The sequence below is a fragment of the Streptomyces sp. NPDC058685 genome (genome assembly GCF_042714725.1).
GTDB lineage: Bacteria > Actinomycetota > Actinomycetes > Streptomycetales > Streptomycetaceae > Streptomyces.
The window spans coordinates 127881-149045 of record NZ_JBHXSL010000003.1 but is presented as its reverse complement, the minus strand read 5'-3'; the positions used below and the strand labels follow the sequence as shown (position 1 = coordinate 149045).

Genomic DNA, 21165 nt, shown 5'->3' with positions numbered 1-21165 from the left:
CGTCACCCGTGGTTTCCCGAGACGGTCTCCCGAGCCGCCCTGATGGACTCCTTGAGGGAGCCCATGGTGGCGAGGACGGCGGTGGGTTCGTAGCCGCAGTGCGCCATGCAGTTGGCGCAGCGCGGGTCCTTGCCTCGGCCGTACTTGCTCCAGTCCGTCTCCTCGATGAGCTCCCGGTACGTGGGGACGTATCCGTCGCTCATCAGGTAGCAGGGCCGCTGCCAGCCGAAGAGCGAGTAGTTGGGGATCGCCCACGCCGTGCACGGGAAGTCCGCCTTGCCCTCGAGGAAGTCGAGGAACAGCGGCGAGTGGTTGAGCCGCCAGCGCCGCCGGTTGCCGCCCGCGAAGGACTTCTTGAACAGCTCGCGGGTCTGCTCGACACCCAGGAAGTGCTCCTGGTCGGGTGCCTTCTCGTAGGCGTACGCGGGCGAGATCATCATCTCGTCCACCTTCAGGTCGTCGTTGAGGTAGTTGAGCACCTCGATGACGGTCTGCGGGGTGTCGGTGTTGAAGAAGGTCGAGTTCGTCGTGACCCGGAAGCCGCGGCGCTTGGCCTCCTTGATCGCCTCCACCGCCTCGTCGAAGACGCCTTCCTTGGCCACCGACTCGTCGTGCCGCTCGCGCAGCCCGTCGATGTGCACGGCGAAGGCGAAGTACGGGGAGGGGGTGAACTTCTCGATCTTCTTGCGCAGCAGCATCGCGTTGGTGCAGAGGAAGACGTACTTCTTCTTCGCGACCAACTGGCGCACGATCTCGTCGATCTGAGGGTGCATCAGCGGCTCACCGCCCGCGATGGAGACCATGGGCGCGCCCGATTCGAGCACCGCACCCACCGCCTGCGCCACGGGCATGCGCTGCTTGAGGACACCGGCCGGATGCTGGATCTTCCCGCACCCCTCACACGCCAGATTGCAGGCGAAGAGCGGTTCCAGCTCGACGATGAGCGGAAACTTCTCCCGCTTGCGGAGTTTCTGTTCGAAGAGGTACGTCCCGACCCTGATGGTCTGACGAAGCGGCATGGCCATCTAGCTCACCTCCTGGGGAGCAGCAAAGAACGGTGCCATTCAAAGAAAGCAGGAAGCACGGCACGAAGAACACGGAAGGCTGATATTCCACCGCGGACCGTGCCAATACGGACGAGCTCATGCTCTGGAGCGTCCACGACCACCCGGACGGCCGCAACCGGACGGGGTCCGGCGCTCAGCGCGCTGCGGAGCGTGACGGCGGACTCCATGTCCACCGCGATCGCGCCGGTGGCACACAGGGCGGCCCGCTCGGGACCGCGTACGACATGATCGGAGCCGATCAGCGGACCACGGTGCACCGCGCGCCCGGGTACGGCCCGGGCCACGGCCTTGACCAGCAGTTCCGTGTCCGTGCAGCGGCTGGTGCCGGTGGGGTGGCGGGTCTCGTCGGCGACGATCAGGTCCCCGGGATGCATCCCCGGAGCGAGTCCCGCACAGAATCCGGACGCGATGACCGGCACGCCGCCCAGCGCCTCGGCACTCAGAGCGGCGCGTACGGCACGTTCCGCGTTCTGCGGCCCCATGCCCGTACGCAGCACGGTCACCGGCCCCCGTGCGCCGCTGCGGTCGCCGCTGCGCAGGGCGGCCTTCTCGATGCCGAGCGCACAGGCGATCAGCAGCGGCGAGGCGGAGCCGGAGGGCCCCGGGGAAGCTGCCATCAGCCCCCCTTGTGGCCGGGCGCGCGAGCGGCGAACGGTTCGCCGTGCACGTACCGGCCGAGCGCGGTCAGCGGAAAGACCTGTCGGTAGAGGTGGTAGTTGATCGAGAAGTCCCAGGGGAAGCCGGTCCCGGTGAAGTGGGGCTCGTCCCAGGACCCGTCGGACCGCTGGGTCGCGGCCAGCCAGGTGACGCCCCGCTCGACCGCCTTGCTCCCCCGCTCCCCCGCGGCCAGCAGCGCGAGCAGCGCCCACGCGGTCTGGGAGGCCGTGGAGGCGCCGTGGCCGACCCACTCCTCCTCCCGGTAGGAGCGCAGGTCCTCGCCCCAGCCGCCGTCGTCGTTCTGGACGGACTCGAGCCAGCGGACCGCACGGCGGATCGCGGGATGCGATGCGGGCACCCCGGCGGCGGCGAGTGCGGGAACCACCGAGCCGGTGCCGTAGACGTAGTTGACTCCCCAGCGGCCGAACCAGGCGCCGTTCGGCTCCTGTTCGGCGAGGAGCCAGTCGATGCCGCGCCGGGTGCGCGGGTGATGCGCCTTGCCCTCGTGCGCGAGCATCTCGACGACATGGGCGGTGACGTCCGCCGACGGCGGGTCGATCACCTCACCGAAGTCGCAGAACGGCAGCCGGTTCGGGAAGGCGCTGGTGTTGTCGGCGTCGAACGCGCCCCAGGCGCCGTTCTTCGACTGCATGCCCAGCGTCCAGCGGCCGGCCCGGGCAATGGCGCCCTCGACCTGGGTGGGGTCGGGGTGTTTGACCCTGCGCAGCGCGAGGATGACCTCGGCGGTGTCGTCGATGTCCGGGTAGTTGTCGTTGTGGAACTCGAACGCCCAGCCTCCCGGGGCGAGTTGCGGCCTGCGCACCGCCCAGTCACCGGGCCGCACGATCTCCTCGCCGAGCATCCAGTCGGCCGCCTTCACCAGGGCGGGGTGGTCGGCGGGCAGTCCCGCGTCGGCGAGGGCGATGGTGGCGAGGCAGGTGTCCCAGACCGGCGACTGACAGGCTTCGATCATGCGGGCCCCGTCCTCGCGCCACACGGTGAAGCGGTCCAGGGACTCCAGCCCTGCCCGCATCACCGGATGCCGGAGGTCGTATCCCAGCAGATGCAGGGCGATGATCGAGTACACGGCGGGCGGCTGGATGCCTCCCCAGCAGCCGTCGTTCTCCTGGCGTTCGATGATCCACCGCGCGGCGGCGTTCATCGCGGCCCGGCGCAGCTTGCGCGGGGCGACCTTGCGGTACAGATGCAGCGCCTTGTCGGTGCGCTGGAAGAAGCCGTCCCAACTGGCAGCCGGGGCAAGCGGCTTGCCCGGGTTCGGCCGTGCGGGATCGGTGTGCAGCTCGTCGAGCGCGAACGGCGCCGGCCGCACCGGCCGCTTCGCCGAGACCACCGTGAGCGGCACGATGGTCTGCCGGGCCCAGCAGCCGAAGTCGTAGATGTTCAGGGGGAACCAGGAGGGCAGGAAGATCAGCTCGGGCGGCAGTTCCGGGAGGTCGTCCCACTTCCACCAGCCGAACAGCGCGAGCCAGATGCGGGTGAAGACCCGGCTCTCCGCGATACCGCCGCGTTCCCTGATCCAGGCGGAGGCGCGCGCCATGTGCGGATCGTCCGGCAGGTCGCCCGCCAGCCGGAGCGCGACATAGGCCTCGATGGTGGTGGAGAGCTCCGCGGGACCGCCGTAGAACGTCGCCCAGGTGCCGTCCTCGCGCTGCTCACCGCGGATGAAGCGGCCGGCCGCTTCGGTGGTGCGTGCGTCCTGGATACCGAGGAACTGACGGAGCAGCAGATCCTCGGCGTCCATCGTCACATTGGTCTCGAGGTCGCCCTTCCACCAGCCCTCGGCGTCCTGGATGCTCAGCAGGTAATCGACGGAGCGTTCCGCGGCATGCCGTGCGGCCTCGGGCGGATCGCTCGTGGCCGGACTCGCGATCCTGACGAACGGTGTGTCGGTGGTTGAACTGGCCGCGGCTGCGCGGGCCTTGAGCGGCCCGCCGCTTCCGTCGGTCGTCGCTGTCATGGCTTCCCCTTCGTTGCAGTGCTGATCTGCTGTGCTGGGGTCTCCGTCGGCCGGCAACCGGTTGCCCGGTCGCCGGCCGGCGACTGCGATTCATATGGTGCGGGCGATAGCGATCATCTCTTCCTGACGACGACGAAGTCGGCGAGCGCGACGAGCTGCGCCCGGACGTGCGGGGGCATCTCGACACCGTTCAGGGCGTCGACGGCGATCGCGTGCTGCCTGCGGGCCTCCTGGGAGGTCCACTCACGGCCGCCGGCCTCCTCGATGAGGGCTGCCCGGGTGGCGAACTCCTCCTCGGAGAAGCTGTCGAATTCGTTGCTCTTGGCGTCGGCCGCGAGCAGCTCCCCGAGGTGCTGCGAGGCCGGCCCGCCGGCGGCGAGCGCGGCGACGACCGGCAGGGACTTCTTGCGCTGCCGCAGATCGCTCCAGGTCTGCTTGCCGGTGGCGACCGGGTCGCCCCAGATGCCCAGCAGGTCGTCCACGGCCTGGAAGGCGAGACCGAGGTGGTAGCCGTACGCCTCCAGGGTGTCGGCGGTGCGGTCGTCCGCCCCGCCGAGCACGGCGCCGATGGAGACGGCGCAGGCGAGCAGCGCGCCCGTCTTGTTGCCCTCCATCTCCAGGCACTCCTCGACGGTGACCCGCTCGCGGTGCTCGTAGGAGATGTCCTGGGCCTGTCCGTCGATCAGCTTGCGGGTCGCGGTGGTCAGCCGCCGGGTCGCGCGCCCGGCGTCGACCGTGCCGAGCTCCAGCAGGACCTCGTTGGCCAGGGCGAACAGCGCGTCCCCGACGAGGATCGCCTGGGCCGGGCCGTGCACCTTCCACACGGTGTCGCGGTGACGGCGCTGCTCGTCGCCGTCCATCAGGTCGTCGTGCAGCAGCGAGAAGTTGTGCACCAGCTCGACCGCGACCGCGCCGGGGATGCCGGTCTCGGGCGAGGCTCCGGCAGCCTCGGCGGACAGCAGGGCGAGCGCGGGGCGTACGGCCTTGCCGCCGTCACCGTCCGAAGGCCGGCCCTCGGCGTCGATCCAGCCGAAGTGGTACGCGGCGACGGTGTCCATGGGCGGTGCGAGCCGGTCCACGGCCGCACGCAGCACCGGCGTCGACATGGTCCGCCCGCGCTCCAGCAGCGCGACGATGTCCACGTCCGCTGCGGTGTCGTCAGCCGGGTTCGCCGAAGGCACTGTCGGCACGGTCTCTCCTCTTGTTCCAGTACTGATGCTCACGCCGCCTCCTTGAGCGGATGTTCATGGGAGCGGCCGAGAGCGGAGAGCGCGGCGCCGGCGGCGCTGAAGCCGCTGCGCACGGCACCCTCCATGGTCGCGGGCCAGCCGGTGGCGGTCCACGCGCCCGCAAGGTACAGCCCCGGCGCACGGGTTCGGGCCCCGGGGCGCAGCCTGCCGACGCCCGGTGACGGTGCGAAGGTCGCCGTGCGCTCACGGGTGACGAAGAAGTCGCGCACCTGCGCACCGCGGGCGGCGGGCAACAGCCGCTCCAGCTCGGGCAGATAGCGTGCGCGCAGCTCGGCGACCGGCGTGTCGATCTCGTCCTGGGCGGCCGACTGGGACAGTGCCAGGTACTGACCCTCCGTCAGTCCCGACGCCTCCGTACGGTCGAACACCCATTGGACCGGGGTGCCCAGCGCGGAGAAGAACGGCCGGCGCAGCACCTTGCGGTCGTACACGACGTGGATGTTGAGGATCGGCGCGGTGCCGATGTCGAGCAGCCGGTCGGGGTCCTCGACAGCGCCCTCGGGCAGCAGGTCGTGGGCCTCGCGCTGCGCGACGGCGAGGACGACGGTGTCGGCCTCCAGCCGCTCGCCGGCGATGTCCACGTGCCACCGGCCGTGCTCCGCGCGGGAGACGGCACGCACCCGGGTCGACAGCTCGGTGCGCACACCGGCGGAGTCGAGGGCCTTGCGGGCGAGGGTGTCGTGCAGGTCGCCGAGCGGCACCCGGGCCCAGCCGATGTCCGCGGCGCCCGGCTCGGAGAGCAGTCCGGTCTTGAAGACCATCGCGGCGAGCGCCATGGAGGCGTTCGGCGCGGTGGCGTTCAGTGTCGCGACTCCCACCAGGTCCCAGAGCGCCTCGATGGTGCGCCGCGACTGGCCGTGCCGCCCGAGCCAGGTCGCGAAGTCGATGCCGTCGAGTGCGGGATCGGCCGGATCGAGCCGGCGGAGCGCGAGCGCGGCACGTCCCACACTCGCCCGCTCGGCGAGCGAGAGATGCGGGTACGTGGCGAGGCCGGCGGCGAGGTGCAGCGGCACGGGCAGCGACGTGCGGCGCAGCCGGCCGAGCCGGGGGCCGCCGGCGCGGGCCACGTCGAGGACGGGGACGTCCAGCCGGTCCTGGAGCGGGGCCAGCGCGGCGCCGTCGATCCGGTCGAGGAACCAGCGGTAGGCGGTGCAGCAGCGCAGATAGACGTGCTGGCCGTTGTCGACGGTCAGGGCGCCCCGCTGGAAGGAGAAGGCGAGGCCGCCCAGTCGTGGGCGGCCTTCGACGAGAGTGACGCCTACGCCCGCGTCGGCGAGCTGAAGCGCCGCGGTGATTCCGGCCAGTCCTCCGCCGATCACCACCGCGTGCTGGGAACGCATGTCCTCGTCCGTCATGCGACCTCCCCTCGGGCCGTTGCCGTCAGGGACGCCGGACCGGTCCGGACGGTTGCCCGCCGGTTGTGCGTGTCGGGCCGTGGCATCAGGCGCGCCCTCTCTGACGGGTGATGTGCCGGGCGTCGAGCCCCGACAGACCGCGCACCGCCACGAACGCCTTTTCGCGGCCGGGCAGCGAGACACGGCCGCGGAGCACTGCCTCGGGGTCGCGTTCGATGCGGTCGAGCAGCCGGCGGTAGATGCCGGCCATGGCGGCGACACAGGCTCCGCTGCGCCGGTCGAGCATGGGCAGCAGCCGGTAGCCCTCGGCGAAGAGGGCGCGGGCACGCCGTACTTCGAAGTGGACGAGGCCCGCGAAGTCGGAACCGGCCGGCGGGGTCGCCGAGTGGAACCCGGCGGAGCAGCCGAACTTGGCCAGGTCGTCGGAGGGCAGGTAGGTGCGTCCGTTGGCCGCGTCCTCACGAACATCCCTCAGGATATTGGTGAGTTGGAGGGCGAGACCCAGCGTGTCGGCGTACTCGGGAGCGCGTTCGGCCCCGCGTGCGCCGGCCTGTGTGCCGAACACGCCGAGGGAGAGCCGTCCGATCGCGCCCGCCACGCAACGGCAGTAGACCTTGAGGTCGTCCCAGGTCTCGTAGGCCTCGCCGCGGACGTCCATCTGGACACCGTCGATGAGCTCGTCGAGCCCGTCGAGCGGGATCGGGAAGCGCTGTGCCGCGTCCGCGAGGGCGACGGCGACCGGATCGGTGTCGTCCTCGGCGATCGCACCCTGCCGGACGCGGTCCAGCAGGGCCCGCGTCACTTCGAGGCGGTCGCGCTTGGCCTCGGGCGCCAGCGTGCCGTCGCCGATGTCGTCGACACGCCGGGAGAACGCGTACAGCGCGGACATGGCCTGCCGCTTGTCGGTCGGCAGCAGCCTGATCCCGTAGGCGAAGTTACGCGCCTGCTGTCCGGTGACGGCCTCGCAGTAGCTGTACGCGGCCTGCACCGGTGGCGACACGTCGGTCGGTCCCTCCATCGTCCCGCTCACCCCTCTCTACGCGCTCTTCGCAGGACTGCTCCGACTTCGCGCAGCAGCCTTGTCCTGGCAGGTCTGGGCGGCCCCGGCAGGACGTCGTGACCGGCGGCCGCGATCGCGGCGAGGGCGGCACGCCCGCCGCCCACGAAGCCGGCGAGCAGCAGCCGCAGCCGGCCGTGGACGCTGCCCACCAGCGGGATGCCCTCGTCGAGCAGCAGGCCGGCGCGTTCGCTCTCGTAGGCGATCAGGGCGCGGACCGCCGCGCTCCCGGCCGGCGCGGCCAGGTCGGCCTCCGTCACCCCGAACCGCTGCATGTCGTCGGCGGGCAGATAGATCCGGTCGCGTGCGAGGTCCTCGGTCACGTCCTGAAGGTGCTCGACGATCTGGAGCGCGGTGCACACGGCGTCGGAACGGCGCACACGCTCGGGACCGGCGGTACCGGTGATCCCGAGCACGAGCCGGCCGACGGGGTTGGCGGACAGCTCGCAGTAGGCGAGGAGTTCGTCGTACGTCTTGTACCGCCGGACCAGCTGGTCCTGACGGTTCGCGGCGATCAGTCCGGCAAAGGGCTCGGGGTCGAGCGAACAGCGGCGCACGGTGGGGAGCAGCCCCCGCAGCAGCGGGTGGTGCGGCGTGCCGTCGTCAGGGCTGAAGACGCGCCGCAGATCGGTCTCGAAGGCGTCCAGCATCACGAGGCGGTCGTCGGCGTCGGCCGGGGCCACGCCCAGGTGGCGGGCGTCCGCGCCGCCCGGGGCGAGGTCGCCGTCGCCGATGTCGTCGACCAGACGGGCGAAGCCGTACACGGCCATCAGATCGTCGCGCCAGGCGCGCGGCAGGAAGAAGGGGGCCACGGGAAAGTTCTCGTCCGCGGCCTTGTCGAGGGTGGCACGTGCGGAATCAGCCGAGGTCGCCATGCGTGTCTGCCGGGTGCCGGTCATACGTGGCTGCCCGGCGAGGGGACGGCGAAAGCCTCGAGGAGCTGGAGATTTTCGATCATTGCCGTCACATCTCCCGTTCTACACTGCCGATCCAATCCATCCTATTTCGGACACGCCGCCCGTCGCGCCGTCTGCGGGGGTCCCGCCCGGCGGGGGCGATACCGAGGGCGTATCGCCCCACTTGCCGTGATTCAGCACCGGTACAGCTTACGTTGTACAACGCCCAGTGATACGCCGGGGTGTTGCGCGCATTACAAGAACACTCCAATCGTGGTCAACCATCCCTGCCCGGACAGGAATTGACCCGCCCTTGACGTTCGGGCGACGACTGTCGGGGCCCGGCCGCGAGGCCCGCCCCGCCCCCGGGCGCGTCAGGTGACCCCTCGACCGACAGGACGCAGAAAGGCCCCCGCCCGGATGCCAGGGCGGGGGCCTTTTCGCGGACCGGTCCGGAAGGCGGCCTAGCGGCCGGTCTCCTTCTCGTACGCCTTGAGGACCTCGGCGGTGGGACCGTCCATCAGCAGCTCGCCCTTTTCCAGCCACAGGACCCGGTCACAGGTGTCCCTGATGGAGCCGAGGCTGTGGCTGACCAGGAACACCGTGCCCGCGTGCTCCCGGAGCTCCCGGATGCGCTGCTCGGAGCGGATCTGGAACTTGCGGTCACCCGTGGCCAGCGCCTCGTCGATCATCAGGACGTCGTGGTCCTTGGCCGCCGCGATGGCGAACCGGAGCCGTGCCCCCATGCCCGAGGAGTAGGTGCGCATCGGCAGGGTGATGAAGTCGCCCTTCTCGTTGATCCCGGAGAAGTCGACGATGTCCTGGTAGCGCTCGCGGACCTCCTCGCGCGACATGCCCATGGCCAGGCCGCCGAGGATGACATTGCGCTCACCGGTCAGGTCGCCCATCAGCGCGGCGTTCACACCGAGCAGTGAGGGCTGGCCGTCGGTGTAGACCTTGCCGTGCTCGGTGGGAAGCAGTCCGGCTATGGCCCGCAGCAGGGTGGACTTGCCGGAACCGTTGGTGCCGATGAGGCCGATCGCCTCGCCGCGGTACGCGGTGAAGGAGACGCCCCGCACGGCGTGCACCTTGCGCACACCCCGGGACTCGCCCTTGTCGCGCTTGATGATCCTGTTCAGGGCTGCGGTGGCGCTGCCCTTGCCGCCCGAACTGCCGTGCACGCGGTACACGATGTGCACGTCGTCGGCGATCACTGTGGGGACGCGCCCCAGGTTCTTGTCAGCCACGGCCGTACCGTTCTTCAGCCTTCCAGAAGTACAGGAATCCGCAGACGCCGAAGAGGGCCGCCCAGGCGACCGCCCATGCCCAGACGTGCGGAGGCAGGTTCTCGGAGCCGTATCCGTCGATCAGGGCGAAGCGGATGATGTCCATGTAGACCGCGGCCGGGTTCAGCTGCAGCGTGTGGACGATCCATTCCGGCTTGCCCTTCATGATGACCGGGATCGAGTACATGACGCCGGAGGCGTACATCCAGGTCCGCATGATGAAGGGCATCAGCTGGGCCAGGTCGGGCGTCTTGCTGCCCAGCCTGGCCATGATCAGCGCGAGGCCCGTGTTGAAGAGGAACTGCAGGGCCAGCGCCGGGACGATCAGCAGCCAGGACAGGCTCGGGTAGCTGCCGAACCCGATGGCGATGATGAAGAGCACGATCATCGAGAACAGCAGCTGCTGGAGCTGCTGGAGCGCGAAGGAGACCGGCAGGGATGCCCGCGGGAAGTGCAGCGCACGCACCAGTCCGAGGTTTCCCGAGATCGCCCTGACGCCCGCCATGACCGAGCTCTGGGTGAAGGTGAAGACGAAAACGCCCGTGACCAGGAACGGGATGAAGACCTCGTTGGAGATCCCCTCCCTGGTGCCCAGGATGATCCCGAAGATCAGGTAGTAGACGAGCGCGTTGAGCAGCGGCGTCACGACCTGCCACAGCTGGCCGAGCTTCGCCTGGCTGTACTGGGCCGTCAGCTTGGCCTGCGAGAAGGCCAGGATGAAGTGCCGTCGGCCCCACAGCTGCCGGATGTACTCGGCGAGCCCTGGCCGGGCACCGCTGACCGACAGGCCGTACTTGGCAGCGAGCTCCGCCGGGGACAGGCCCTGGTCGACGGATGGCGGGGCGGTCATGGTGATCGCTCCGTCATGGGTTGTGTCACTCACAAGTTGAAACTTTCGTCTTCACGATGCGCGGCAGATGGGGGCGCGGCGTCGGACGCGCCGGGTACCCGGACACGCCCGATGCTCTCAGGACCGAGCTTGTCAGATGACAGGAGGTCGGCCCAGTCGGGTGAGCCGCCATACCGTACGCCACTTCATGGGGCGGCGGGGACCGCAGGGGGTCCGCCAGCCCTCCTTGAAGCCGCCCATCCATGCCTTGAGGGCGGGCACCGACGGGCGCCGGACGAGGGTGAGCAGCACCCAGACTCCGAGATAGAGCGGCACCAGCGGGGCCGGCAGATTCCGGCGGGCGAGCCAGACCCGGTTGCGGGCCACCATCCGGTGATAGACCGCGTGCCGCGACGGGGGCATGGTCGGGTGGAACAGCACCATGTCCGCGCGGTAGTCGATGGCCCAGCCGGCGTCGAGGGCACGCCAGGCCAGATCCGTCTCCTCGTGGGCGTAGAAGAACTCGTCGGGCAGGCCGCCGACCTCGGCGAGGACCTGCGTGCGCACGGCGTTGGCGCCGCCGAGGAAGGTCGTCACCCGCGAGGAGCGCATCGGGTCCGAGGCGCGCAGCCGGGGGACGTGGCGGCGCTGGGTGAGGCCGGTCTCCGGGTCGGCGATGCGGAAGCTGACGATGCCCAGCTTCGGATCGTCGGCGAAGGCCTGTCGCACCAGCTCCGCGGTGTCGGTGCCGGGCAGCAGACCGTCGTCGTCGAGGAAGAGCAGCGCGTCGACGCCGGAGCCGGACGGCCCGAACGCCTCGATGCCGACGTTGCGGCCGCCGGGGATGCCCAGGTTCTCGGGCAGATCCACGGTCCGGACGAACGGGAAGTCCTCGACGCCCGTCACCGGGGCGCCGTTGCCGACGACCACGGTCTCGATCGGGTCGCCGTCCTGCTTGGCGACCGAGTCGAGGAGCGCGCGCAGGTCGTCCGGGCGGTTGCCCATGGTGATGATGACGGCGCCGACCTTCAGCGGCTTCACGGCACTCACCTCAGCCTGCTGGAGACGAGGACGGACACCAGGTGCAGCAGCGTCTGGAGCAGCGCGATACCGGCGAGGACGGCGACTCCGAGGCGGGTGAAGAACAGGTCGCCGCGGATCTGGTCCACCACGGCGAGCGCCAGGATGAGCAGCGACGCCTCGATGCCGAGGATCAGCCGGTGGAACTTGAGCGCCCCGGCGGCCCGGCGGGCGAGCGCCATACCGGAGGAGCGCGGCTCCGCGGCGGCGTCCTTGACCGGAGGCAGTCCGCCCTGGTGGCGCGCTACCCCGACCAGGTCGGTCTCGGCCTTGATCAGGATCGCGCCGAGTGCGGCGAGGGTGCCGAGGAACGCCCAGAGCCAGTCGATACGCCCCGGGCCCCACAGGTCGGCGGCGCGCAGGCCGAGACCGACGAGGACCGCCGCGTCGCACAGATAGGCGCCGACACGGTCCAGGTAGACCCCGGAGAGCGAGAACTGCTTCTTCCAGCGGGCGACCTCACCGTCGACACAGTCCAGCAGCAGATACAGCTGGACCGCGACGACGCCGAGGACGGCGCCCCAGATGCCCGGCACCAGCAGGGCCGGGGCGGCGAGCACGCCGCATATGGTCATCACGTACGTCAGCTGGTTCGGCGTGACCTTCGTGGTGACCAGGAGGCGGGTGATGCGCAGCGAGATCTCGCGCATGTACAGGCGTCCGCCCCAGTGCTCTCCGCTGCGCCGGTCCTTCACTCCCGCCGGGTGAACGACCGGGCGGAGTTCAGCTACGGATGGTCTTGGCATAGTCGGCGTACGCGTCCCTGATCTGATCGGTGGTGAGGTCAAGGTGCTCGAGGATGGTGAAACGGCCCGGACGGGTCTGCGGCGCGTACTCCACGGCTCGGACGAACTCGTCGGCGGTGAAGCCGAGGTCCTCCGGGAGGACGGGCAGCCCGTGTCTGCGCAGCACCGTCGCGAAGAGTCCGGCCTCGTCGTGGGCGCCGCGGAGGTGCATGGCGAAGGCGGCGCCCAGTCCGACCTGCTCGCCGTGCGGAGCGGAGCGGCGCGGGTAGAGCAGATCGAAGGCGTGGTTGATCTCGTGGCAGGCGCCCGACGCGGGGCGGCTGTCGCCGGCGACCGACATGGAGATGCCGGTCAGTACGAGGCCTTCGGCGAGGACCGTGAGGAACGCGTCGTCGCCGATGCCGCCGGGATGCCGCAGGACCGCTTCACCGGCCTGCCGCGCCATGGCGGCCGCCAGTCCGTCGATGGCCTCGCCGGTCACCTTGTGGGACAGCTCCCAGTCGGCGACGCAGGAGATGTTCGAGATGGCGTCGCCGATGCCGGACCGGATGTAGCGGACCGGGGCACCGCGGACCACATCGAGGTCGATGACCACCGCGATCGGGGTGGGGACGCCGTACGAGCCGCGTCCGTTGTCGTTGTCGAGCGTCGAGACGGGCGAACACAGTCCGTCGTGCGCGAGGTTCGTCGCCACGGCGACCATCGGCAGACCGACGCGAGCGGCGGCGTACTTGGCCACGTCGATGATCTTGCCGCCGCCGAGGCCCACCACGGCGTCGTAGCGCCGCTTGCCCTTGATGTCGTCGGCGAGCTGCACGGCCGAGTCGATCGTGCCGTCGCAGACCTCGTACCAGTCGGCGTCGGGCAGCACCGATGCCAGCCGCTCGCGCAGGGCCTGGCCGGAGCCGCCGCTGATCGCGATCGCCAGTTTGCCGGATCCGGAGATCCGCTGGTCGGCCAGGAGGCCCGCCAGGTCGTCCAGGGCTCCCGCGCGGATGTCGACGACGACCGGCGACGGGATGAGCCGGGTCAGTACAGGCACGCGATCTCACGGCCCTTCGCGAGGTCGTCGTGGTTGTCGATCTCGACCCACGGGACGTCGCCGATGGGAGCCACGTCGATCCGGAAGCCGCGGTTGACGAGCTCCTGGTAGCCGTCCTCGTAGTAGAGGTCGGGGTCGCGCTCGAACGTGGTCTTCAGGGCGTCGGCCAGCTCCTCGGCCGCCTCGGGCTCGATGAGGGTGACACCGATGTACTCGCCGGTGGCGGTGGCCGGGTCCATCAGCTTGGTGATGCGCCGCACGCCCTGGTCGCCGTCCGTGATGACCTTCATCTCCTCGTCGGCGAGCTGCTTCACCGTGTCGAGGGCGAGGATGATCTTCCGGCCGTCGCCGCGGGCGGCGAGCAGGGAGTGCTCGACCGAGACCGGGTGGACGGTGTCGCCGTTGGCGAGGATGACGCCCTTCTTCAGCACGTCACGGGCGCACCACAGGGAGTAGGCGTTGTTCCACTCCTCGGCCTTGTCGTTGTCGACGAGGGTGAGCTTCAGGCCGTACTTCGCCTCCAGGGCCGCCTGGCGCTCGTACACGGCCTCCTTGCGGTAGCCGACGACGACGGCGACCTCGGTGAGCCCGATCTCCGCGAAGTTCTTCAGGGCGATGTCGAGGACGGTCGTGGCCTCGCCGTCCTGTTCCGGGCCGACGGGCACGAGGGCCTTGGGAAGCGTGTCGGTGTAGGGACGCAGACGCCGTCCGGCACCGGCTGCAAGAACAAGGCCGATCATGCGGGTTCTCCTTCGTCATGAACTGCGGGTGCTGCGGAGGACACCCAGAAGCGGATGCTCTCCACGAGCACCACGAGTGCGACGGCGACAGCGAGCGCCGCCAGCGCGATGGTGAAGTCGGTGTCGGTGACCAGGGCGGCCAGCAGCACGACGAGCAGGATCCGCCCCTCGTGTCCTCCGGTCGCCCGTACCAGCCAGTGCGGCGGCGCGCCCGTGCCACCGCGGATGCGGTACACCGTGTCGTAGTGATGGTAGGCGACCGCGGCCACCAGGCCGTAGGCCGCGGGCAGTGCTCCGTTCACGTCCGCGGCCACCGCGAGCGCCAGGATCGCTCCGTATTCGGCGGCCCTGAACACGGGCGGGACGAGCCAGTCGAGCGCGCCCTTGAGGGGGCGGGCGACGGCGAGGCCGGAGGTGATGACATACGTCACGGCCGCGATGACCGGCCAGAGCGATCCGTAGTCGCTGAACACGGCGGCGGCCACCAGGCCGGCGCCACCCACGAGCGCGATGGCAGGGGGTGCCATCGCGGGGAGCCCGGCGACGAACCGGCGGCCCGCGCGCGCGACCGCCTCCGCGAGCGGTCCCGTGTCGGCGAGGTCCGCCAGGGCCTGCGCGGCACGGTCGGTCCTGCGCGCCTTGCGGGTCAGGGAGCGCAGCAGCCGGCCCGCCGTGGTGTAGCAGGCCGCGAAGGCGCAGCCGACGAGGAGGGCGTAGAAGACGATCCGGGGCGTGGTCACCGCGGTCAGAACCGCGATCATGGCCCATCGCTCACCGATCGGCAGCACGATCATGCGGCGTACCCACACCGTCCAGCCGACGCTGTCGAGCTTGTCGGAGAGGGCGGCGGTCGGGCTGGTGTTGGACTCGGCGTCGTGGTTCGCCTCGTTGAAGGAGAAGTCCACGACATGGCGGCACGTCTGCAGCACCATCGCGCCCAGGGCCAGTGCCCATACGTCGTCACCGCCGCGGGCCGCGCCCAGCGCCAGGCCCGCGTAGTAGGCGTACTCCTTGGCGCGGTCGAAGGTGGCGTCGAGCCAGGCACCCATCGTCGAGTACTGGAGCGAGTACCGGGCGAGCTGCCCGTCCGTGCAGTCCAGGACGAAGGAGAAGAGCAGCAGCAGGCCGGCCGCGATGTACCCGCCGCGGGTGCCGGTGGCCGCGGCCCCGGCCGCGATCAGGGCGGTGATCAGTGACGCGGTGGTGACCTGGTTGGGGGTCAGCCCACGGCGCGCGCACCAGCGGGCGATGTAGCGCGAGTACGGGCTGATGCAGAAGGTGGTGAAGAAGCCGTCCCGGGCCTTCACGGCCGACCGGAGCCGCACCTCTTCGTCGTCGACGGCCGCGACGGCCTGACGGGCTTCGTTGCGGGCCTGCGGATCCGCCGGCACGGTCGCGACGAGCGAGCCGAGCTCGGGCCGGTGGACGGGGGTGCCGGCGGAGTCGAGGGTGTCGGCGAGCAGGCCGGGCAGGTCGGGCGCCTGCAGGGCCGTTCCGAGGCCGGCAGCGCTCGCCTCCGCGTCCGGGGTCGCCGCGGACGTCCGCGGTGCCGCGCCGGAGGCGTCGGCGTCGCCGGGCAGGTCCGAGGCCCCGGCGGCCGTCTCCGCCGCGGGGGCGGGTGCCGTGGTGGCCGCGAAGGCCGTCGCCAGGGCCGCACGGGCCTCGGGCTGCGCAGTGAGCGCGCCGGGGACCGCGGACGCCGGGAAGCGGGGGTCCGTCAGGGCCAGCCGCAGGGAGTGGACGTGGCCGACGAAGCGCGCGTCCACCACCGCGACGCGCTCCGCGGCCGGGACGGCGGCGAGGAGCGCCTCGCTCTCGGCGGCACCCGGAGCGACGCGTACGTCGAAACCCAGTGACCGCAGATCGCCCTCGAGCGACGATCCGGGTACGGGCGGACCGGTGAGGATGGCGGTCGACAGACGGACTCACTCCTTGGAACCGAGGGTGCGGATGCGCGGCGGCTCGGCCCGGTGTACGGGCGGCGGCTCGTCGGCAGAGGCTATCGGATGCGCTGAGGCCGGAGTTCACTGGCCGTTTACGCCCCGCTCGACACGGCGGAACCCCCGGGAGGGTCCGCGGCCTCATCATTGTCGATCACCGCCTCGCCCCACAAACCGCGGGCCCCGGCCCCGGGAACCGCCCGGCCCGATCGCGACCGCAGACCCTAAGCTGGCGGCCATGACTTGGCTGATCACAGGTGGAGCGGGATACATCGGCGCGCATGTGGCGCTGGCCATGACGGCGGCGGGCGAGAAGGTCGTCGTGCTCGACGACGTCTCGTCGGGGGTCACCGAGCGGCTGCCCGAGGGGATCGAACTCGTGCGGGGGGCGGTCCTGGACCGTGAGCTGCTGGACCGTACCTTCGCCGATCACGATGTCACCGGTGTCGTCCACCTCGCGGCGAAGAAGCAGGTCGGACAGTCCGTCGAGCAGCCGCTGCACTACTACCGGGAGAACGTGCACGGGCTCACCGTGCTGCTGGAGGCGGTCGTCGAGGCAGGTGTGCGGCAGTTCCTGTTCTCGTCGTCGGCCGCCGTGTACGGGGTGCCCGAGCTGGACCTGATCCCGGAGTCGGCGCCCTGCGTACCCATCAACCCGTACGGCGAGACGAAGCTGGCCGGTGAGTGGCTGGTACGGGCCACGGGCCGGGCGCACTCGATCTCCACGGCCTGTCTGCGGTACTTCAACGTGGCCGGCGCGGCCCGCCCCGAGCTCGCCGACACCGGGGTGTTCAACATCATTCCGATGTTCTTCGACCGGATCACGCGCGGTGAGGCACCTCGCATTTTCGGCGACGACTATCCGACGCCGGACGGCACCTGCGTCCGTGACTACATCCATGTCGCGGACCTCGCCGACGCCCATCTCACCGTGGCCCGCCGGCTGGCCGAGCAGCAGAGCGCCGGTGATCTCACGGTCAACATCGGTCGCGGGGTCGGGGTCTCGGTGCGCGAGCTCGCGGATCTGGTGGGCGAGATCACCGGGTACGACGCCCGGCCGGTCATCGAGCCTCGGCGCGCGGGTGATGCCGCGAAGGCGGTCGCCTCCGTCGACCTGATCACCGAGGAGCTCGGCTGGAGCGCCTCGCGCGGGGTGCGCGAGATGGTGGAGTCGGCCTGGGATGGCTGGTGCCTGCGGCACCCGGAAGCCCGCTCGAAGTGATCTTCCATGCGTCTGACCTGCGGCTCGTTTCCGCAGGTCAGGCGATATGACAACGGTGTTCAGTGCCGTGTTGCCCGGTACCCCGCGGGCGTAGTTCACTGAGGTCTCGGCAGCACGATTTCCGACGACCGGAGGCGTTCTCATGGGGGCTGGGCACGACCACGGGCATGCGCACGGCGGCCCGCCGCCGACCGGCACCGCGGCCTCCGCCTACAAGGGACGGCTGCGCATCGCGCTGTCGATCACGCTCGGTGTGATGGTGCTGGAGATCGTCGGCGGTGTGCTGGCCGACTCGCTCGCCCTGATCGCCGACGCGGCCCACATGGCGACGGACGCGGTCGGTCTCGCGATGGCACTGCTGGCGATCCACTTCGCCAACCGGCCGGCCGGCGGCAACCGCACCTTCGGTTTCGCGAGGGCCGAGATACTCGCGGCCCTCGCCAACTGCGTACTGCTCCTCGGCGTCGGAGGCTTCCTGCTCTATGAAGCGGTGGAGCGGTTCATCACCCCGGCCGAGACCAAGGGGGGTCTCGCCATCGCGTTCGCCCTCGTCGGTCTGGTCGCCAACGCCGTCTCCCTCTCGCTGCTGATGCGCGGACAGAAGGAGAGCCTCAACGTCCGCGGCGCCTATCTGGAGGTGCTGGCGGACACGCTCGGATCGCTCACCGTGCTGGTGGCGGCGACGATCATCCTCTTCACCGGCTGGCAGGCCGCCGACCCGATCGCCTCGCTGGTGATCGGCCTCATGATCGTGCCGCGCACCCTGAAACTGCTTCGCGAGACGCTGAACGTCCTGCTGGAGGCGGCGCCCAAGGGCGTCGACATGGCGGAGGTGCGCACCCACCTCCTGGGCCTTCAGGGCGTGGAGGACGTGCACGACCTGCACGCCTGGACGATCACCTCCGGGATGCCGGTGCTCTCCGCGCATGTGGTGGTGGACCCGGACGTGCTGGACGCCGTGGGCCACGAGAAGCTGCTGCACGATCTCCAGGGGTGCGTCGGCGGCCACTTCGACGTGGAGCACTGCACCTTCCAGCTGGAGCCGGTCGGCCATGCCGAGCACGAGGCCCGGCTCTGCCACTGAGGGCCGTGCACCCGGCTGTTACGCTGGCGTCCACGCTTGAGAGGAGCTGAGTTGATGACCGTCGCAGCGACGGCTGCCCCGTGCAGCCCCCGGTCCGTCCTCGGCTTCCGGGTTACCGGCTGACCCGTATCTCGTACGTCGGCCGGAACCCTCACACACTCAAGGGTTTCCACGTTGTCCGACAACGCCATGCACGACGCCTTCTTCGCCCTGCACCACGGTCTTCCGCGGCAGGGTCCAGGCTCTGACGACACCACTCGCCGGCTGCTCGCCCTCGCGTCGCTCGCCGGCCCGCTGCCCGCCGCTCCGCGGGTACTCGATCTCGGCTGCGGTCCCGGCCGTGCCGCCCTGCTGCTGGCCGCCGAGGCCGGCGCCCGGGTGACGGCGGTCGATCTGCATCAGCCGTTCCTCGACGAGCTGCGGCAGAGCGCCGAAGCCCGCGGGCTCGGCGACGCGATCAGCACCGTCGCGGCCGACATGGCCGATCTCCCCTACCCCGACGGCTCCTTCGATCTCGTCTGGGCCGAGAGTTCCGCCTACAGCATCGGCTTCGACACCGCCCTGCGGCGGTGGCGACGGCTGCTCGCTCCGGGAGGCGCGCTCGTGGTCACCGAGTGCGAGTGGACGACCGGCACCCCGTCGGCCGCCGCCCGCGCCTTCTGGGACCAGCACTATCCGCTGCGCACGGGCGGCGAGAACATCGCCGCGGCCGTGGCGGCGGGCTACCACGTTCTCGGGGTGCACCGGCAGCCCGAGAGCGACTGGGAGGAGTACTACGGGCCGCTCGGCGCCCGCGCCGACGCGGCCGACCCCTCCGCTCCCGGCATGACGGAGGCACTCGCCGCCACCCGGGAGGAGATCGCCGTACGCCGCGACCTGGGCACGGAGTACGGCTACACCGGCTACGCGCTGCGGGCCGCCGATCCACGGTGGCGCACCAGGCCGGAGACGCCGGACGACGTGCCTGCGGTCCGTGCGGTCAACGCGTCCGCCTTCCCCACCGCGGAGGAGGCGGGGCTCGTCGACGCCCTGCGGCGGGACGCCGGGGCGTGGGTGCCGGGCATGTCGTACGTCGCCGAGGCGGCGGACGGCTCGGTCGCCGCGTACGCGCTGCTCACCCGCTGTCATGTCGACGACGCCCCGGCACTGGCCCTGGCGCCGGTCGCCGTGTCGCCGGAGCACCAGCGCGGCGGAGCGGGCCAGGCCGTCGTGCGGGCAGTACTCGATGTGGCCCGGATGCGGGGGGAACCGCTCGTGCTGGTCCTCGGCCATCCGGACTACTATCCGCGGTTCGGTTTCGAACCCGCTTCGCAGTACGGAATCCGGCCATCTTTCGAGGTACCGGATGAGGCCATGATGGCCCTTGCGCTCGACGGTTCCTCCGGTGTGCCGCGGGGCACGATCCGCTACCCGGAGGCTTTCGGCGTCTGATGCACGAAACCGTCCCCGCCGCACGCCGGCGCGGCGGGGACGGACATGCCCGGACTGCCGAAGTGCGGACAAGCCGCTTTTGTACGGCAGACTGGGCAGGCCCCCGAGGGCCGAGGACCGACGCGAAGGATGGTTATGCCGACCTCACCCGCCACCGCCACGAACAGCACGTCGAACGGCGTCTCACCAGCGATCCTGCTCGAACTGGTCGACGAGGACGGCAATACCGTCGGCACCGCTGAGAAGCTCTCGGCCCACCAGGCTCCCGGCCGGCTGCACCGGGCGTTCTCCGTGTTCCTCTTCGACGAGCACGGCCGGCTGCTGCTCCAGCAGCGCGCGGCGGGGAAGTACCACTCCCCCGGTGTCTGGTCGAACACCTGCTGCGGACACCCCTACCCGGGCGAGGCCCCCTTCGCCGCCGCCGCCCGGCGGACGCACGAGGAGCTCGGCATCTCGCCCTCGCTCCTCGCCGAGGCGGGCACGGTCCGTTACAACCACCCGGACCCGGATTCGGGCCTGGTGGAGCAGGAGTACAACCATCTCTTCGTCGGTCTGGTGCAGGCTCCGCTGCGGCCGAACCCGGAAGAGGTCGGCGAGACGGCCTTCGTGACGCCGGAGGAGCTGGCGGAGCGGCATGCCGAGGGGCCCTTCTCGGCGTGGTTCATGACGGTGCTCGACGCGGCGCGTCCGGCGATCAAGGAACTGACGGGTCCGTCCAGCGGCTGGTGAACCACCCCGGGGCGGCTTCGCGCCGGGCGACGCCGGAGCTTGGAACGGCGCGGTGCCGGTGCGGGCGCTTGGAGCAGTGCCGGCGGCGCGGTGCCGGAGCTCAGAGCGGTGCGGTGCCGGCGTCCTGTTGCACCGGCGCCGGGTGTGCGTCCGGCCGCAGGGGCAGGGCCGCCCAGATGATCTTTCCGCCGCCGGCGGTGTGCTCGACGTCGCAGGAGCCGCCGGCCTCCAGCGTGATCTCCCGGACGAGCAGCAGCCCACGGCCGCCGGTCTGCCCCCAGTCGGTCACCAGCGCCTTGGGGCGGTAGGGGTGGTTGTCCTCCACGGAGACCCGGATCCACTCGGTGCCGATGGCGACCTCGACCGCGATCTCGGGCGAGAGCAGGGCCGCGTGCCGTACGGCATTGGTCACCAGCTCGGAGACGATCAGCAACAGGCCCTGGACGAGGTCGTCCTGGACCGGTACGCCCTGACGGTTGAGCAGGTCCCGCACGGCATGTCGCGCTTGGGGGACCGACACGTCGACCGCGGGTGCGGTGAAGCGCCAGACACCCTCGTACGACAGTGGCCGGGCCGGGACGCTCCCGCGGCTCTCCATAGTCCGGCACCACCCTTGACTCGACTGCTCCTGACCATCGAGTAATCAGTGTTGGCAGTGAATTGGTCCGGACCGAGAGGCTGAACAGAAGTCAGCACCTATCGACGCCTTTTGACCGGGTGCGTATGACAGGGTCAAGCGCGCGACTGTTCCTGATCTTGTTCTGGTCACTTCTCCG

At 70.7% G+C, this 21165-nt stretch carries 19 protein-coding genes; 4 read left to right on the top strand and 15 right to left on the bottom strand.

All coding sequences use genetic code 11. The features are described 5' to 3' along the window. Positions 1-2: 2 nt before the first annotated feature. From hpnH to ACFWU3_RS03775, 14 genes are all read right to left on the bottom strand, one after another. Complete coding sequence (gene hpnH / locus ACFWU3_RS03840) at positions 3-1025, bottom strand: adenosyl-hopene transferase HpnH (RefSeq protein WP_384430617.1); 1023 nt, start codon at positions 1023-1025, stop codon at positions 3-5. A 5-nt stretch (positions 1026-1030) separates the two neighbouring features. Next, positions 1031-1684: a 1-hydroxy-2-methyl-2-butenyl 4-diphosphate reductase gene (locus ACFWU3_RS03835; RefSeq protein WP_384430614.1), complete on the bottom strand. Its 654-nt coding sequence runs from the start codon at positions 1682-1684 to the stop codon at positions 1031-1033. Next, complete coding sequence (shc, locus tag ACFWU3_RS03830; protein ID WP_384430611.1) at positions 1684-3702, bottom strand: squalene--hopene cyclase; 2019 nt, start codon at positions 3700-3702, stop codon at positions 1684-1686. The genes ACFWU3_RS03835 and shc overlap by 1 nt, the downstream gene beginning before the upstream one ends. A gap of 113 nt (positions 3703-3815) precedes the next feature. Continuing rightward, complete coding sequence (locus tag ACFWU3_RS03825) at positions 3816-4883, bottom strand: polyprenyl synthetase family protein (protein WP_384431008.1); 1068 nt, start codon at positions 4881-4883, stop codon at positions 3816-3818. A 38-nt stretch (positions 4884-4921) separates the two neighbouring features. Next, positions 4922-6307, bottom strand: a complete 1386-nt coding sequence (gene hpnE / locus ACFWU3_RS03820) for a hydroxysqualene dehydroxylase HpnE (protein WP_384430608.1) — start codon at positions 6305-6307, stop codon at positions 4922-4924. 85 nt (positions 6308-6392) lie between these two features. Further along, positions 6393-7325 carry a presqualene diphosphate synthase HpnD gene (gene hpnD / locus ACFWU3_RS03815; RefSeq protein ID WP_384430605.1) on the bottom strand — a complete coding sequence of 311 codons (933 nt, stop codon included), beginning with the start codon at positions 7323-7325 and terminating at the stop codon, positions 6393-6395. Between the two features lie 8 nt (positions 7326-7333). Next, entirely contained in the window at positions 7334-8263 is a 930-nt protein-coding gene (gene hpnC / locus ACFWU3_RS03810; protein ID WP_384430602.1) for a squalene synthase HpnC, read from the bottom strand. Between the two features lie 461 nt (positions 8264-8724). After that, complete coding sequence (locus ACFWU3_RS03805; protein ID WP_313942884.1) at positions 8725-9507, bottom strand: ABC transporter ATP-binding protein; 783 nt, start codon at positions 9505-9507, stop codon at positions 8725-8727. Beyond that, complete coding sequence (locus ACFWU3_RS03800; protein ID WP_384430598.1) at positions 9500-10429, bottom strand: ABC transporter permease; 930 nt, start codon at positions 10427-10429, stop codon at positions 9500-9502. Before ACFWU3_RS03800 ends, ACFWU3_RS03805 begins: the two co-directional genes overlap by 8 nt. Positions 10430-10528: 99 nt before the next feature. Next, positions 10529-11380: a glycosyltransferase family 2 protein gene (locus tag ACFWU3_RS03795; RefSeq protein WP_384431005.1), complete on the bottom strand. Its 852-nt coding sequence runs from the start codon at positions 11378-11380 to the stop codon at positions 10529-10531. A 41-nt stretch (positions 11381-11421) separates the two neighbouring features. Then, positions 11422-12201 carry a CDP-alcohol phosphatidyltransferase family protein gene (locus tag ACFWU3_RS03790; protein ID WP_340476578.1) on the bottom strand — a complete coding sequence of 260 codons (780 nt, stop codon included), beginning with the start codon at positions 12199-12201 and terminating at the stop codon, positions 11422-11424. After that, the gene (locus ACFWU3_RS03785) at positions 12179-13243 is read right to left on the bottom strand and encodes an iron-containing alcohol dehydrogenase family protein (protein WP_384430594.1); all 1065 of its coding nucleotides are present in this window, start codon (positions 13241-13243) and stop codon (positions 12179-12181) included. Before ACFWU3_RS03785 ends, ACFWU3_RS03790 begins: the two co-directional genes overlap by 23 nt. Further along, the gene (locus ACFWU3_RS03780) at positions 13231-13983 is read right to left on the bottom strand and encodes a sugar phosphate nucleotidyltransferase (RefSeq protein WP_384430591.1); all 753 of its coding nucleotides are present in this window, start codon (positions 13981-13983) and stop codon (positions 13231-13233) included. The genes ACFWU3_RS03785 and ACFWU3_RS03780 overlap by 13 nt, the downstream gene beginning before the upstream one ends. Next, positions 13980-15902 carry a DUF5941 domain-containing protein gene (locus ACFWU3_RS03775; RefSeq protein WP_384431002.1) on the bottom strand — a complete coding sequence of 641 codons (1923 nt, stop codon included), beginning with the start codon at positions 15900-15902 and terminating at the stop codon, positions 13980-13982. Before ACFWU3_RS03775 ends, ACFWU3_RS03780 begins: the two co-directional genes overlap by 4 nt. Positions 15903-16161: 259 nt before the next feature. Between ACFWU3_RS03775 and galE the strand changes: the two genes are divergently transcribed. The 4 genes from galE (at position 16162) to idi (ending at position 20389) form a co-directional block, all read left to right on the top strand. Continuing rightward, positions 16162-17145, top strand: a complete 984-nt coding sequence (gene galE / locus ACFWU3_RS03770; RefSeq protein ID WP_384430588.1) for a UDP-glucose 4-epimerase GalE — start codon at positions 16162-16164, stop codon at positions 17143-17145. Positions 17146-17287: 142 nt separating this feature from the next. Then, positions 17288-18229 (top strand): cation diffusion facilitator family transporter, encoded by a 942-nt coding sequence (locus ACFWU3_RS03765; protein WP_384430585.1) that lies wholly within the window; start codon positions 17288-17290, stop codon positions 18227-18229. Positions 18230-18418: 189 nt separating this feature from the next. After that, a complete protein-coding gene (locus ACFWU3_RS03760) occupies positions 18419-19660 on the top strand; it encodes a GNAT family N-acetyltransferase (RefSeq protein ID WP_384430999.1) in 1242 nt (413 codons plus the stop codon). 135 nt (positions 19661-19795) lie between these two features. Next, on the top strand, positions 19796-20389 hold the full coding sequence (gene idi / locus ACFWU3_RS03755) for an isopentenyl-diphosphate Delta-isomerase (RefSeq protein ID WP_384430582.1): 594 nt from the start codon (positions 19796-19798) through the stop codon (positions 20387-20389). A 100-nt stretch (positions 20390-20489) separates the two neighbouring features. Here the strand turns inward: idi and ACFWU3_RS03750 are convergent, their stop codons facing one another. Continuing rightward, on the bottom strand, positions 20490-20987 hold the full coding sequence (locus ACFWU3_RS03750; RefSeq protein ID WP_384430579.1) for an ATP-binding protein: 498 nt from the start codon (positions 20985-20987) through the stop codon (positions 20490-20492). Between the last annotated feature and the right edge of the window lie 178 nt (positions 20988-21165).